The organism is Halomarina pelagica (assembly GCF_024228315.1).
Taxonomy (GTDB): Archaea; Halobacteriota; Halobacteria; order Halobacteriales; family Haloarculaceae; genus Halomarina; species Halomarina pelagica.
On sequence record NZ_CP100454.1, the window covers coordinates 3,115,182 to 3,127,133 of the forward strand.

18 protein-coding genes are annotated in these 11,952 nt (G+C 70.8%); 9 read left to right on the plus strand and 9 right to left on the minus strand.

What is annotated here, in order from left to right:
* Nucleotides 1–5: 5 nt before the first annotated feature.
* Nucleotides 6–704 (minus strand): HAD family hydrolase, encoded by a 699-nt coding sequence (locus tag NKI68_RS16185; RefSeq protein ID WP_254544154.1) that lies wholly within the window; start codon nt 702–704, stop codon nt 6–8.
* Between the two features lie 108 nt (nt 705–812).
* On the opposite strand from NKI68_RS16185, the gene NKI68_RS16190 reads away from it, so the two are divergent.
* Nucleotides 813–1,073 carry a ubiquitin-like small modifier protein 1 gene (locus NKI68_RS16190; protein ID WP_254544155.1) on the plus strand — a complete coding sequence of 87 codons (261 nt, stop codon included), beginning with the start codon at nt 813–815 and terminating at the stop codon, nt 1,071–1,073.
* Nucleotides 1,074–1,077: 4 nt separating this feature from the next.
* Here NKI68_RS16190 and NKI68_RS16195 read toward each other — a convergent pair whose 3' ends face one another.
* Nucleotides 1,078–2,382: an acetamidase/formamidase family protein gene (locus NKI68_RS16195; protein WP_254544156.1), complete on the minus strand. Its 1,305-nt coding sequence runs from the start codon at nt 2,380–2,382 to the stop codon at nt 1,078–1,080.
* A 105-nt stretch (nt 2,383–2,487) separates the two neighbouring features.
* Nucleotides 2,488–3,132: a triose-phosphate isomerase gene (tpiA, locus tag NKI68_RS16200; RefSeq protein ID WP_254544157.1), complete on the minus strand. Its 645-nt coding sequence runs from the start codon at nt 3,130–3,132 to the stop codon at nt 2,488–2,490.
* Between the two features lie 84 nt (nt 3,133–3,216).
* Between tpiA and NKI68_RS16205 the strand changes: the two genes are divergently transcribed.
* Nucleotides 3,217–3,621, plus strand: coding sequence for a VOC family protein (locus NKI68_RS16205; RefSeq protein WP_254544158.1), 405 nt, complete (start codon nt 3,217–3,219; stop codon nt 3,619–3,621).
* A 17-nt stretch (nt 3,622–3,638) separates the two neighbouring features.
* Here NKI68_RS16205 and NKI68_RS16210 read toward each other — a convergent pair whose 3' ends face one another.
* From NKI68_RS16210 to hisC, 4 genes are read right to left on the minus strand one after another with little or no spacing between them, the layout of a single operon-like run.
* The gene (locus NKI68_RS16210; RefSeq protein WP_254544159.1) at nt 3,639–4,166 is read right to left on the minus strand and encodes a multiprotein bridging factor aMBF1; all 528 of its coding nucleotides are present in this window, start codon (nt 4,164–4,166) and stop codon (nt 3,639–3,641) included.
* A gap of 46 nt (nt 4,167–4,212) precedes the next feature.
* Complete coding sequence (locus NKI68_RS16215) at nt 4,213–4,821, minus strand: CDP-alcohol phosphatidyltransferase family protein (protein ID WP_254544160.1); 609 nt, start codon at nt 4,819–4,821, stop codon at nt 4,213–4,215.
* Nucleotides 4,818–5,342, minus strand: a complete 525-nt coding sequence (locus tag NKI68_RS16220; protein ID WP_254544161.1) for an adenylate kinase family protein — start codon at nt 5,340–5,342, stop codon at nt 4,818–4,820. Before NKI68_RS16220 ends, NKI68_RS16215 begins: the two co-directional genes overlap by 4 nt.
* Nucleotides 5,339–6,511: a histidinol-phosphate transaminase gene (hisC, locus tag NKI68_RS16225; RefSeq protein WP_254544162.1), complete on the minus strand. Its 1,173-nt coding sequence runs from the start codon at nt 6,509–6,511 to the stop codon at nt 5,339–5,341. The genes NKI68_RS16220 and hisC overlap by 4 nt, the downstream gene beginning before the upstream one ends.
* 132 nt (nt 6,512–6,643) lie before the next feature.
* Between hisC and NKI68_RS16230 the strand changes: the two genes are divergently transcribed.
* A complete protein-coding gene (locus NKI68_RS16230; protein WP_254544163.1) occupies nt 6,644–7,102 on the plus strand; it encodes a CopD family protein in 459 nt (152 codons plus the stop codon).
* Nucleotides 7,103–7,158: 56 nt separating this feature from the next.
* Nucleotides 7,159–8,049 (plus strand): intracellular short-chain-length polyhydroxyalkanoate depolymerase, encoded by an 891-nt coding sequence (gene phaZ, locus NKI68_RS16235; protein ID WP_254544164.1) that lies wholly within the window; start codon nt 7,159–7,161, stop codon nt 8,047–8,049.
* A 16-nt stretch (nt 8,050–8,065) separates the two neighbouring features.
* Here phaZ and NKI68_RS16240 read toward each other — a convergent pair whose 3' ends face one another.
* On the minus strand, nt 8,066–8,836 hold the full coding sequence (locus NKI68_RS16240; RefSeq protein ID WP_254544165.1) for a fumarylacetoacetate hydrolase family protein: 771 nt from the start codon (nt 8,834–8,836) through the stop codon (nt 8,066–8,068).
* Nucleotides 8,837–9,037: 201 nt separating this feature from the next.
* Here NKI68_RS16240 and NKI68_RS16245 point away from each other — a divergent pair, with 201 nt between their 5' ends.
* Both NKI68_RS16245 and NKI68_RS16250 read left to right on the plus strand, forming a co-directional pair.
* On the plus strand, nt 9,038–9,778 hold the full coding sequence (locus NKI68_RS16245) for a metal-dependent hydrolase (protein ID WP_254544166.1): 741 nt from the start codon (nt 9,038–9,040) through the stop codon (nt 9,776–9,778).
* An 88-nt stretch (nt 9,779–9,866) separates the two neighbouring features.
* Nucleotides 9,867–10,280 carry an OsmC family protein gene (locus NKI68_RS16250; RefSeq protein ID WP_254544167.1) on the plus strand — a complete coding sequence of 138 codons (414 nt, stop codon included), beginning with the start codon at nt 9,867–9,869 and terminating at the stop codon, nt 10,278–10,280.
* Nucleotides 10,281–10,339: 59 nt separating this feature from the next.
* On the opposite strand, the gene NKI68_RS16255 is transcribed toward NKI68_RS16250, so the two are convergent.
* Nucleotides 10,340–10,900, minus strand: coding sequence for a class I SAM-dependent methyltransferase (locus NKI68_RS16255; RefSeq protein ID WP_254544168.1), 561 nt, complete (start codon nt 10,898–10,900; stop codon nt 10,340–10,342).
* Nucleotides 10,901–10,997: 97 nt separating this feature from the next.
* On the opposite strand from NKI68_RS16255, the gene NKI68_RS16260 reads away from it, so the two are divergent.
* The 3 genes from NKI68_RS16260 (at nt 10,998) to NKI68_RS16270 (ending at nt 11,943) form a co-directional block, all read left to right on the plus strand.
* The gene (locus NKI68_RS16260) at nt 10,998–11,162 is read left to right on the plus strand and encodes an HEWD family protein (protein ID WP_254544169.1); all 165 of its coding nucleotides are present in this window, start codon (nt 10,998–11,000) and stop codon (nt 11,160–11,162) included.
* 4 nt (nt 11,163–11,166) lie between these two features.
* Nucleotides 11,167–11,469 carry a divalent-cation tolerance protein CutA gene (gene cutA, locus NKI68_RS16265; protein WP_254544170.1) on the plus strand — a complete coding sequence of 101 codons (303 nt, stop codon included), beginning with the start codon at nt 11,167–11,169 and terminating at the stop codon, nt 11,467–11,469.
* A 99-nt stretch (nt 11,470–11,568) separates the two neighbouring features.
* Nucleotides 11,569–11,943 carry a hypothetical protein gene (locus tag NKI68_RS16270; RefSeq protein WP_254544171.1) on the plus strand — a complete coding sequence of 125 codons (375 nt, stop codon included), beginning with the start codon at nt 11,569–11,571 and terminating at the stop codon, nt 11,941–11,943.
* The last annotated feature ends 9 nt before the right edge of the window (nt 11,944–11,952 follow it).

The following is an 11,952-nucleotide window of genomic DNA, read 5'->3' on the forward strand; positions in this document are numbered from 1 at the left end:
AACGTTCAGCCTTCCGCGATCGTGAACAGGGATCGGGAGCCGTCGAGCAGATCGCTCATCGTCTCGATCCGACGATGCGGGGACGGTTCCGGATCGTCGATCCCGTCCGCGTCCAGCCATATCGAGCGCACGCCGGCGTTGTGTGCTCCGGTGACGTCGCTCCCGAGCGAGTTTCCGACCGTGACCGCTCGGTCCGGTTCCGTACCCAGCCGATCGAGCGCGGCGCGAAACGGTTCCGGGTCCGGCTTTGGAGCGGTGTCGTATCCGGCGTAGACGATCGTCTCGAAGCGGTCTGCGATGCCCAGCGCCTCGATCTTCTGGCTCTGCCACTCCGGCGGTCCGTTGGTGACGAGCGCGAGTGAATAGTCCGGTGAGAGTACGTCGAGTGCCTCCTTCGCTCCGGGCAACCACCGCACGTTCGTCTGATCGCGTTCCTCGGCGTAGGCGGCCGCGACCTCCCGACCGACGCTCTGACTGTATCCCGCTCGTTCCGCGAGCGCGGCGAAACATCGCCGACGGTTTTCGAGCCCGCTGTCGCTCTCGGCGACGAAGTCGTCGAAGATCTCGTAGTAGTCCTCGGCGGTGAAGAACGGGTCGCGACCGATCGCCTCGAACGCCAGCGAGAGGATCTCCTGCCCGGAACGGCGATACGTACAGAGCGTGTCGTCGAGGTCGAACAGTATCGCCTCGATCGGGTTCCCCATGACGGAGACGTACTACGTCGAGCGATTAAAGACTCGGTGTTCGGCGCGGTAGAGTCGGGCAGGAGTTCGGATGGAGCGGTTTTTCCCGCCGCCGGACGAGACGCGGTCATGGAACTGACGCTGTTCGGCCCCCTCCGGGGCGTGACCGGCGCGAAGACCGTCGAGGTCGAGTTCGGGGGCGGGACCGCCCGCGACGCGCTCTGCGCGCTCGTCGATCGCTACCCCCGCGCCCGGGACCAGTTGTTCGACGGGGCGGGCGACCTCCGCCCGAGCGTCCGGCTGACGCGCGACGGCGAGCGCGTCGATCCTGACGACGCGCTGGCGGCCGACGAGTCGCTCACCGTCTACCCGGCGATGCGCGGGGGGTAGGGATCTAGAGGTCGTACTGTTCGCGCACGAGGTCGGCGAGGCCGCGCTCCTCGAGCACGTCCATCGGCGCGAGCAGGGTCAGTTGCACGACCCCCGGCAGGCGGGCGATCTCGACGCCGCCGGTGAAGGTACAGCGCCCCCGAACCTCGCCGACGCTCATGTCGAGGAGGTCGCTCGCGCGCTCGAAGGCGTTGTCCGTCGCGTCGTTGATCGTCGCGCCGCTGCCGATCACCTGGATCGGCCCGAGGTCGTCGAGGTCGACGCCGTACTCCTCGGCCAGCGCCTCGCCCCGCTCGCGCTCGTCGGCGTCGATCGGCCTGGCGATGTGGGGCAGGTCCTCGACGTTCGGCAGGAGGAGCGGGCCGTCGACGTCGAGGCCCTTTATCACCTCGACCTCCAGTTCGGTCCACCCGCTCACGTCGGTCGTGTGCAGGGAGAGTTCGCCGTCGCCCTGGTTTGCGTGGAGGTCGCCGACGTAGAGGCCGCCGCCGTCGACCTTCACCGGGCAGATCAGCACCGCACCGGCGCGGACCTCGTTCGAGTCCATGTGGCCGTCGGTCCGGTTCGCGAGTTCGGACTCGTCCGCGAGTCCCCAGTCGTGCTCCGCGCCGACGAGGAACTGCCCGAAGTCGCCCGCGTTGTGCGAGTCGGGGAGTTCGACCGGCGGCGTCGTCCCGATGTTCCCGACGAAGGGACGGAGGTGGCCGATCGCGCCGGGCATCTCCGCGGGCTTGTAGAGGAGGATGGGATGCTGGCGGGAGTTCTCCGGGAGCGCCATCAGCTCCTCGGCGTCCTCCGCGAGCGCGTCCGCCCCTTCGGGGCCGACGGTGAGCCCGATCGTGCGGTCGTCGTCGAAGACGACGGTGTAGCCGTACTCGAAGCCGAACGAGGAGGCGTTCGCGCCGCACTCGGCGCACCTGATCGACTCCTCGCCGGCCCCCTCGACGACCGTCTCCGGCCACGCCGCGCCGCACTCCGGACAGCGGTGGTCCACGAACGGGTCGTCGCCGAACGCCCCCTCGCGCTCGGCCATGCTGCCCGTGCTCGTGGCGACGCTCGTCACCTCCACGTCCCTGATGCGGACGGCGATGGCGTCGCCTACCTCCGCGCCCTCGACGGCGATCGGTCGGGTCACCTCGTGGCCGCCGCGGAACGAGGGCGTTATCATCGGCCCCCAGCACCCCGGCGGCGTGTGCGTCCGCACCGTCCCGCCGTCCGCGACCGTCCCCGCCCACTCCTGATCGGGGCCGACCAGCCCCAGCGTGAACTCGTCGACCGTCAGTTCCTGTCGTACCTCTCGCTGTGCCATGACGTTCGTGGGGTTGGTTCCCGCGGACCAAAAGGGTGCGCACGTCCGCGAGGCGCGGGGCGCGTCGGGATTACGCCACGTCGCGGAGTCACCGGCGTCCTCCAGTCAGATACCGGAGACGAGATCGCGCAGGGCGGCCTCGGGGTCGTCGGCCTTCGCGACGCCGCTGGCGAGGAGGACGCCCTCGCTCCCCAGTTCCCGGGCGGCGGCGAGGTCCTCGCCGGTCGAGATGCCCGCGCCGCAGAGCACCGGCACCGACTCGTCGACCGCCGCGGCGGCCGCGACGGCGTCCTCGACGACGTCGGGGTCGGCCTGACTCACCGGCGTGCCCGTGCCGATGAGTTCCGGCGGCTCGACGGCGACCGCGTCCGGGCCGAGGGCGGTCGCCGCGCCGACCTGTCGGGGGTTGTTCGCGCAGGCGACCGTCTCCAGCCCGGCGCGCTCCGCGGCGCGCAGGCCCGCGTCGACGGCCGCGAGCCGAAGCCGTCGCTCCGAATGGTTGATCAGCGTCCCGACCGCGCCCGCGTCGGCGACCGCCTCGGCGAGCGTGCTCCCGGTGTGGCTGCCGTGCTCGACGCCGTCTACGTGCTGGGCCCACGTCTCGACGCCGGTCTCGGCGACCGCGGAGAGGTGGGCCGCCTGCGGGGCGACGGCGATTCTCGCGTCCGTGTCGTCGGCGACGGTCGCGGCGGCGGCGGCGACCGCGACCGGGTCGCAGGGGTACGCCTTGAGGTTGACGAGGACGAACATACCCGGAATCGGTTCGGCAGGCGGGAAATAGCTACTCCTTCCCGTCGCCGGCACCGCTTTGCCGTCGTCCGGCGTCCGGGCCGCATGGATCCCCACGTCAGCCTCGTGACGCTCGGCGTCTCCGACCTGGACCGCTCGATCGAGTTCTACCGCGACGGACTCGGCCTCCCGATGCGAGAGCGAACGGAGGCGGACGTCGCGTTCTTCACCACCGAGGGGGCGTGGTTGGCGCTCTATCCGGTCGAACTACTCGCGGCTGACGCGAACGCGGCGGTCCCGACCGGGGGCGGCGGGTTCGGGGGGATCACGCTCGCGCACAACGTCGCGTCGCGGGCGGACGTGGACGCGGTCGTCGAGGAGGCCGAGACGGCGGGTGCCGAGGTCGTGAAGTCGCCGCGGGAGACCGACTGGGGCGGTTACGCGGGCTACTTCGCCGACCCGGACGGCTACCGCTGGGAGGTGGCGTGGAACCCGCACTTCGAGATCTGAAGGAGAGCGCCCGCGTCTCAGTCCTTTCGCTTGACCACGTCGCCGAGGGTGTAGGATCCCGTCGAGGCACCGCCCTCCCACTCGGTGTCGTCGTCGGTGGGGCCTTCCGTGAGCGAGATGTCGAGCTTCCGTTCGAGCTTGCGCCGGATGTCGTCGCTCGGGAGCATGTCCCCGCGTTCGAGCTTGCGGACGAGGCTCGCCTTCTCGTTGAGCTGCTTCGCGAGTTCCTCCTGCGTCAGCCCCGACGCCTCGCGGGCCCCCCGGATGCGCGCGTCGTAGTCCTGGGCGATCTCCTCCATCTGGTCGAACATGTCGCGCCGACGGCGGCGCGTCCCGCCGGAGGACCCGGACGATCCCGACCCGGACCCGGACCCGCCCGATCCCGAGGACCCCGTGGAGTACTTGGTGGAGGCGCTCCCGGACGACTGGGTGCGGACCTCGGTCCCGAACTGCGCGCAGTCCGAGCAGACGTCGATCTCCGCCCCCTCGATCTTGACCGTCTTCGGCGACGAAGTCTCCGCTCCGCACATCTCACACTGAGCCATGGGGGGTCTTTGCCACGCCACCGTATAAATCGTGCGCCCCGACCGCTCAGTCCAGCGCGCGCATCGAGTAGTAGAACCGCTGTAGGGCGGTGACGTGCCCGACGACGGCGAAGAAGGCGAGCAGCCACCCGACGACGGTCAGCCCCGACAGCGTGCCGGTGACGAACGCCGCGAGTACGCCCGCCAGGCCGATGAGCGCGAGGCGGTCGGCCCGCCCGACGAGCCCGCCGTAGACGCGGTCGAGGCCGACGGCCTGCGCCTGCGTGCCGAGGTAGGAGGTCATCAGCACGCCCGTCACCGCCGCGAGGCCGATCGCCCACCGCCCGACGCCGGCGGCGAGGCCGACGAGCATCACGATGTCCGCGTAGCGGTCGAGCACGTGATCGAGGAGGTCGCCGGCGGGCGAGGCGGTCCCCAGTCGACGCGCGAGCGCCCCGTCGAGCAGATCGAGCCACCCGTTGAGGAAGACGAGTACCGCCCCGATCAGGTAGAGCAGCGGCGCGTCGCCCGCGAACGCGAACGCCGCGCCCGCGGCGATCGCCAGCCCCATCGCCACGACGCTCACCGCGTTCGGCGTCAGGCCCAGCCGCTCGGAGACGTTCACGAAGGGGTCGAGCGCGCGGTTCGCCACGGGTCTGAGCTGATCGAGCGTCATAGGTAGTCGGTGAAGTCGACCTCGCCGGCGCTCGGTTCGCGCTCGCCCGCGACGACGGCCTCGATCTCGCGGGCGACCGCCTCGGGCGGCAGGTCGGTCGTGTCGATCTCGTACACCGCGTCCGCGCCGTGGTGCTCGACCGCCTCCGCGAGGATCACGTCGAGCGCCTCCGCCTCCGCGTTCTCGCGGGCCTTCGCCGGCGGCTCGCCCCGCTCGGTCAGCCGTCGCTCCACCTCCGCGGGGCGACAGCGCAGCACGACCACGCGGTCCGCGTCGAGGCGGTGGGCGAGGTGCGATTCGAGCAGGGGGCCGCCCGCCCCTCGCTCGTTCGCGCGCTCGTCGACCCACGCCGCGAGCGCGTCGAGGTCGGCGTAGAGGCTCCCCCTGTCGGGGTCCTCGCCGGCGTGGAACCCCTCCTCCCGGATCGCGTCGTTGAGGTGGAGCACGTCGAGCGGCGACGACACGAGGTCCGTCGCGGTCGTCTTTCCCGTTCCGGGGGTGCCGGTGACTGCGACTCTCATACGACGCGGTTCACGACCTCGACGGCGCGTTCGGTCTCCTCTCGCGTCCCGCAGGTGATCCGGATGCACCCGGGCAGCCCGAAGCTCGAGCAGTCGCGGACGATGACGCCCTCGCGCTGGCAGGCGTCGGCGACGGCCGCCGCCGGGGAGGCGTCCGTCCCGCCCGCCGTCGAGCGACGCCGCGGCTCGCCGTCCTCGTCCCCCGCGCCGTCTTCGTCGCGCTCACCGACCTCGACTCCCTCGACCCCCTCGCCGACGTCCGCGAGCACGAAGTTGCCCGCGCTCTCCCACGTCGGGGCGTCCAGGTGCTCGTACATGTACTCGCGCGCCCAGCGGACGGCCTCGACGCTGCGCTCCACGTGGTCGTCGTCGTCGAGCGCCGCCAGCCCGGCGCGACAGGCGAGCTTGTTCACCCCGAAGGGCGTGTTCACGCGGGCGTAGGCGTCCGCCCACGCCCCGGGCGCGAGCAGGTAGCCGAGCCGGAGCCCCGCGAGGCCGTAGGCCTTCGAGAACGTGCGGAGGACGGCCACGTCGTCGCGTTCGCGGACGAGGTCGACCTTGCTCGGGGCGTCCGTGAACTCGCCGTAGGCCTCGTCGACGACGACCAGCGTCTCCTCGTCGGTCCCGTCGGCGATCTCCGCGACCCCGCCGATCGAGATCTCGGTTCCGAGGGGGCTGTGCGGGCTGGTGAGGTAGACGATCCGCTCGCCGTCGTAGGCGTCGAGTATCGTCCCCGCCGTCTGCGCGAAGTCCTCGGCCTTCCGGATTCGGTAGGCGCGCGCCGTCCCGTGGTGGTAGCGGGCGCTCATGGCGTAGTAGGCGAAGCCGGGGTCGGGCACGAGGACGCGGTCGCCGGGGTCGAGCAGGGCGCGGTGGAGGTAGTCGATCGCGCCGTCCCCGCCGGGGGCGAGCCACACCTGGGCGGGCGCGACGTCCCACCGGGCCGCGAGCCTCTCGATCAGGTCCGCGTGGGAGGCCTTCGGGTAGGTGTTGATCGAGTCGGCGGCCTCGCGGACGGCCGCGACGGCCTTCGGACTCGCGCCGAGGGGGTTCTCGTTCGAGGAGAGCGCGATCAGGTCCCCGGGGTCCACCCCGAGTTCCCGGGCGACCTCCTCGTTCCCCCGCCCGGCCTGGTAGACGCTGTGGGCGGAGAGGTCGCGCGGTTGCATACTCGGAGACTGCGGACGCGCCGCCTTAAGCGTGCTCAAGCGGCGTCGGTCCGTGCCACGCACGCCCGACGGTCGTTCGCGGAGCGGCGTGCAGTCGACAGTATCTTCCCCGGGCCGTTCATCGATCCGGACATGTCTCTCGTCGACACAGTCGCCTACGTGGTCCACCTGTCGTTCGCCGGGCTGTGGACCGGCACCGTCCTCTTCGTCACCGCGGGCGTCCTCCCGCTGGCGCTGCGCGGCGAGATCCGCCCCGAACCCCTGGAGTACCTCACCGGCCGCCTGACGACAGTCTCGCGGGCGAGCGCCTTCTTCCTCTTCGCCACCGGCGGCCACATGGCTGGGCAGGGCTACACCCTCCCCCTGCTGCTCGAGACGCCGCGGGGACACCTCGTGCTCGCCATGGTCGCCCTCTGGTTCGCGCTCGCGGCGCTCGTCGAGGTCGGGGCCGCGCGGATGCGCAGCGGCCTCCGGGCGAAGAAGGTCCGGACGCCCGCCCGCGACGCGAAGCCCTTCCTCCAGGCCGGGTCGGCCGTCGCGGTCGGCCTGCTCGTCGTCGCCGGAACGCTCGCCGGCGGGCTCCCGTTCTAATCTCCCCCGACTACCGCCTCCCGCATCTTTACGCCCTCCTGATGCGACGCGACCGCATGGACGCAGAACCGCGGTACGTGGAGGTCCCGTCCGGCGAGACGATCGCCTACAGGGCGCGCGAGGGCGGCGAGGTGCCGGTCGTGCTCCTGCACGGCAACATGACCTCCTCGGTCCACATGGACGTGCTCTTCGAGCGGATGGACCCGCGCTACGCGCTCTACGCGATCGACCTGCGCGGGTTCGGGGCGTCGAGTTACGGGACGCCGATAGACTCGCTCGCCGACTTCGCGGCGGACGTGGCGGGCGTCGTCGACGCGATCGGCCTCGATACGTTCCACCTGCTCGGCTGGTCGACCGGCGGCGGGGTGGCGATGGAGTACGCCGCCGCCCACCCCGACCGCGTCGAGCGGATCGTCCTGGTCGCCCCCGTCAGCACCCGCGGCTACCCGATCTACCGCAAGGACGAGGACGGGCAGCCGACCGACGAGCCCCTCACGACGCGCGAGGAGATCGCCGCCGACCCGGTGCAGGTCGCGCCGGTCCAGCGCGCCTACGACGAGGCCGACCGCGACGCGCTGAGGGCGATCTGGGAGGCGCTCATCTACACGCACGAGACCCCCGACGACGAGCGGTACGAGCGCTACGTCGACGACATGCTCACCCAGCGCAACCTCGCGGACGTGGACTACGCGCTCGCTCACTTCAACGTCAGCGACCGGGAGAACGACTACGGCGAGGGATCGGGCCGGGCGGCCGACGTGACCCAGCCGACGCTCGTCCTCCGGGGGGACCGCGACCTCGTCATCACGGCGGAGATGGCCGCGGAGACCGTCGAGGACCTCCCGAACGCGCGCCTCGTCGAGTTGGAGGACTGCGGACACTCGCCGTTCGTCGACGCGCCCGAGCGCGTCGTGTCCGAGATCGAAGGGTTCCTCTCGTCGCCCTAGGGAATGTGGATCCTCCCTAGGGGATGTGGATCTCGTTTCGGAGCGTCCCCACGCCCTCGACCTCGACCTCGACGGTGTCGCCGTCCGAGAGCGGGCCGACGCCGGCCGGGGTGCCCGTGGAGATGACGTCGCCGGGCAGCAGCGTCATGTAGCGGGTGATCTCCTCGACGAGTTCCGGGATGGAGAAGATGAACTGATCGCGCGTGGAGTCCTGCCTGAGTTCGCCGTTGAGTCGGAGGCGGACGTGGGCGTCCTCGGGGACGGCCTCGGGCTTGGCGATGACGGGGCCGATGGGGGCGGCGTTGTCGAAGGCCTTGCCGCGAACCCAGTTCTGCTCGATCCGCTGGTCGTCCCGGTTGGAGATGTCGTTGAGGCAGGTGAAGCCCGCGACGACGTCCATCGCGTTCTCCGCCTTGACGTTGCGACACCGCTCGGCGATGACGACGGCCAGTTCGGCCTCGTGGTCGATGCGCTCCTTCCCGGCGGGCAGCGTGATGCGCTCGCCGTGGGCCGCGACGGTGGTGGGCGGCTTGAGGAACAGCATCGGGCGCTCGGGGACCTCGCTGTTCGTCTCCGCCGCGTGATCGGCGTAGTTCAGCCCGATGCAGACGATCTTCGTCGGCTCGCACGGCGGGAGGATGTCGACGTCGTCGGCGGCGAAGGTCTCGTCGCCGAAGGTGAGCCGCCCGCCGTAGTTCTCGCGGGCGACGATCTCCTCGCCGTCGGTGCCGGTCCACTCGCCGCGGCGGACGTTCCCTGCCGAGTCGCGAAAGCGAACCACTCGCATGACACTCCCATTCAACCGAGACCCGATAACCCTTCGGACTTCCGGCTTCCGGGGGCCGCGTCTCCGGTATCCGAACCCCGACTCCCGATCCTGCCCCCCGCTCTGTCCCCCGGCCCTGACCTCCCGACCCCGATTCCCCGGCCCTACCTCGCGGCGGACGACCAACAGTATAAGTGGCTCTCGCGAGATACTACGTCCGTCATGGAGCTAACCTGGCACGGTCATTCCACCTGGTACGTCGACGTGGACGGGACGACGATGCTGATCGACCCCTTCTTCGACAACCCGAAGACGTCGCTCTCGCCCTCGGACGTGGACGACCCGGATTACCTCCTGCTCACGCACGGGCACGCCGACCACATCGGCCACGCCGGGGAGTTTTCCGACGCGACCGTCGTCGCCACGCCCGAACTCGCCGCCTACGTCGAGGACGAGTTCGGTCTCGCGGACGCCGTCGGCGGGATGGGCATGAACGTCGGCGGCACCGTCGAACTGGGCGACGCCTACGTGACCATGCACCGCGCTGACCACACCAACGGCGCAAACACGGGCTACGAGCACGGCCTCGGTATGCCCACCGGCTTCGTCGTGAGCGACACGAAGCCCACGCAGGTCGCCGACAGCGAGTCCACGACGTTCTACCACGCGGGCGACACCGGCCTCATGACCGAGATGCGCGACGTGATCGGGCCGTTCCTCGAACCGGACGCCGCGGCGGTGCCCATCGGCGACCACTTCACGATGGGACCGTGGCAGGCCGCCATCGCCGTCGACTGGCTGAACGTCGACCACGCGTTCCCGATGCACTACGACACCTTCCCGCCGATCGAGCAGGACCCGCAGGACTTCGTCCGCGAGGTGGCGGCGACGGGGAGTTCCGCGGAGGTCCACGTCCTCGAGGCCGACGAGCCGTTCGATCTCGGCGAGGCGCTCGGCCGCTGAACGTGGCGGCACGCGGCACGCGTCCCGCCGCCCCGGACGCGCTCGGCGTGTAGCTTTAATAGGATCACCGCCGTCGTTCCAGGCGCTTATGCCCGTTAGAACATCCGAAGCGCAGTGGGAGGGCGACCTCCGCGGCGGCAGCGGCACGATGTCGCTCGGCAGCGGTGCCTACGAGGGCGAGTACAGCTACGTCTCCCGGTTCGAGGAGGGCGAGGGGACGAACCCCGAGGAACTCATCGCCGCGGCCCACGCGGGCTGCTACTCGATGGCGCTCGCGAACGCGCTCGCCGGGGACGACCACGAGCCGGAACGAGTGCACACGCAGGCCCACGTCCACCTGGAGGGCACCGAGATCACGCGCATCGTCCTCGAAGTAGAGGCCGAGGTGCCCGGCATCGACGAGGGGACCTTCACGGAGTACGCGGAGGACGCGAAGGAGAACTGCCCGGTCTCGAAGGCGCTGGCCGGCCCGGAGATCGAACTCGAAGCGACGCTCCTGTAGGCGGGACGATAGCGATAGCCCGCCTTTCGGTGATCGCGCCGGCGGCGGCCCCGTCGCGGTCAGGGGTCGTAGCGGGCGCGGAGCACGAACGTCTCCCGGCGCTCCTGACCCCGCTCGACGCGGAACCCGGCCTCCCTGACGAGTCGCACCGCCTCGGCGAGCGAGAAGCGCTCGCTGGTGGGGGGCCCGTCGGACCCCTCGCCGTTCGCCGACCAGTCGCCGACGCCGAGGAGTCCGTCGGGGGCGAGCACGCGGGCGAGTTCGTCGAGCGCCGCCTCGCTCGCGAACTCGTGGAAGGTCATCGTCGAGTACGCGCCGTCGAGTTCGCCGTCGCCGAACGGGAGGTCGCTCACGTCCGCGACGACGAACGAGACGTTCTCGGGGGCACCCTTCTCGCGGTAGTAGTCGTGCATCGACGCCTGGACGTCCACCGCGTAGAGCGTTCCGACGTAGGGGGCGACGTCGTCGGTGTAGAAGCCCGTCCCGCTCCCCAGGTCGGCGACCGTCTGGTCGGTCGCCGGGTCGAACAGGGCGAGCAGTTCGTCGACCGAGAGGTACCGGTAGCGCGACGGGTCCTCCAGGTCGTCGGCGCGGTCCACGTCGAACGTGTGAAAGCCCATGTACCACCTCCGGGCGGGATCCGTATAGCTCCGTTCGTCGTCCGCGGGACTGATCCGTGGCGCGAGATTGATGGGGCTCGGCGGCTATCCCCCCTGTATGGTATCCATCGTTCCGCCGACCGAGCGCGCCTGCGAGCGCTGCGGCCGCCGCGACGTCTGGGACGCGGCCGTCGAGAACTGGGTCGTCCGCGACGAGGAGGGCGATCCCCACTGCCTGCACGAGTGGGACATCAACGGGCAGTACAACCCCGTCGGCGAGTGATCCCATGCCGACCGCCTACGTCACCGCGCCGCCGGAGTTCGCCGACGAACTGGCGACCGCCCTCGTCGAGGAGGAACTCGCCGCCTGCGTCAACGCCGTGCCGTGCTCCTCGACCTATCGCTGGCAGGGGAGCGTCGTGGAGGACGACGAGGTCGTCCTGCTCGCCAAGACGACCGCGGAGCGCTACCCCGACCTCGAGGCGCGGGTGGTCGAACTGCACCCGTACGACGTCCCGTGCGTCGAGCGCTTCGAGGAGTCGGCGCTGCTCGGCCCGTTCGCCGACTGGCGGGCCGAGAGCGTCCGGTAACCATGCGGGGCCGGAGCCCGGATCACGGGGTTTATTACCGTCAGTGGGAGTGTCAGAATGTGAGCCGACGACGAGGTGCGCCGTTTCGGAGGCCAGTCGATGCTACGTAACTCGCTCTGTCGGGACCTGACGGGCCAGTTCGTCGGCTGCGACGAGCGGCCCGACCGGGCGACCTGTAGCTTCCACGACGAGCCGTGCTGCATGGGCGCGGGCGACGTGATCCAACTGGAGGTCGAACGCGTCGACGGCGTCTGGGCGACGCTCTTCCACCGGTGTGAGCACCACGCGGTCCCGGTGTTCCCGCGGGAACACACCCTCTGCGGGACGCCGCAGGTGCTCGTCGCGACGCGGCTCGAGCCGACCGGCGCGCACCTCCCCGCCACCAACGAGTACGTCCCGGACGCGCTCACCGTCGGCGCGATCGACATCGTCGACGTCTCGCCGGCGGACGAGGGGCTGCGGCCGCACTACTAGCGTCACCCG

Excerpts from the sequence above, each read along its gene's own strand:
- hisC (WP_254544162.1), bottom strand. The coding sequence starts at position 6,511 with ATGCAACCGCGCGACCTCTCCGCCCACAGCGTCTACCAGGCCGGGCGG.
- NKI68_RS16215 (WP_254544160.1), bottom strand. The coding sequence starts at position 4,821 with ATGACGCTCGATCAGCTCAGACCCGTGGCGAACCGCGCGCTCGACCCC.
- NKI68_RS16255 (WP_254544168.1), bottom strand. The coding sequence starts at position 10,900 with ATGGGCTTTCACACGTTCGACGTGGACCGCGCCGACGACCTGGAGGAC.
- NKI68_RS16260 (WP_254544169.1), top strand. The coding sequence starts at position 10,998 with ATGGTATCCATCGTTCCGCCGACCGAGCGCGCCTGCGAGCGCTGCGGC.
- NKI68_RS16270 (WP_254544171.1), top strand. The coding sequence starts at position 11,569 with ATGCTACGTAACTCGCTCTGTCGGGACCTGACGGGCCAGTTCGTCGGC.
- NKI68_RS16250 (WP_254544167.1), top strand. The coding sequence starts at position 9,867 with ATGCCCGTTAGAACATCCGAAGCGCAGTGGGAGGGCGACCTCCGCGGC.
- NKI68_RS16185 (WP_254544154.1), bottom strand. The coding sequence starts at position 704 with ATGGGGAACCCGATCGAGGCGATACTGTTCGACCTCGACGACACGCTC.
- NKI68_RS16240 (WP_254544165.1), bottom strand. The coding sequence starts at position 8,836 with ATGCGAGTGGTTCGCTTTCGCGACTCGGCAGGGAACGTCCGCCGCGGC.
- tpiA (WP_254544157.1), bottom strand. The coding sequence starts at position 3,132 with ATGTTCGTCCTCGTCAACCTCAAGGCGTACCCCTGCGACCCGGTCGCG.
- phaZ (WP_254544164.1), top strand. The coding sequence starts at position 7,159 with ATGGACGCAGAACCGCGGTACGTGGAGGTCCCGTCCGGCGAGACGATC.
- cutA (WP_254544170.1), top strand. The coding sequence starts at position 11,167 with ATGCCGACCGCCTACGTCACCGCGCCGCCGGAGTTCGCCGACGAACTG.
- NKI68_RS16245 (WP_254544166.1), top strand. The coding sequence starts at position 9,038 with ATGGAGCTAACCTGGCACGGTCATTCCACCTGGTACGTCGACGTGGAC.
- NKI68_RS16220 (WP_254544161.1), bottom strand. The coding sequence starts at position 5,342 with ATGAGAGTCGCAGTCACCGGCACCCCCGGAACGGGAAAGACGACCGCG.
- NKI68_RS16230 (WP_254544163.1), top strand. The coding sequence starts at position 6,644 with ATGTCTCTCGTCGACACAGTCGCCTACGTGGTCCACCTGTCGTTCGCC.
- NKI68_RS16205 (WP_254544158.1), top strand. The coding sequence starts at position 3,217 with ATGGATCCCCACGTCAGCCTCGTGACGCTCGGCGTCTCCGACCTGGAC.
- NKI68_RS16195 (WP_254544156.1), bottom strand. The coding sequence starts at position 2,382 with ATGGCACAGCGAGAGGTACGACAGGAACTGACGGTCGACGAGTTCACG.
- NKI68_RS16190 (WP_254544155.1), top strand. The coding sequence starts at position 813 with ATGGAACTGACGCTGTTCGGCCCCCTCCGGGGCGTGACCGGCGCGAAG.
- NKI68_RS16210 (WP_254544159.1), bottom strand. The coding sequence starts at position 4,166 with ATGGCTCAGTGTGAGATGTGCGGAGCGGAGACTTCGTCGCCGAAGACG.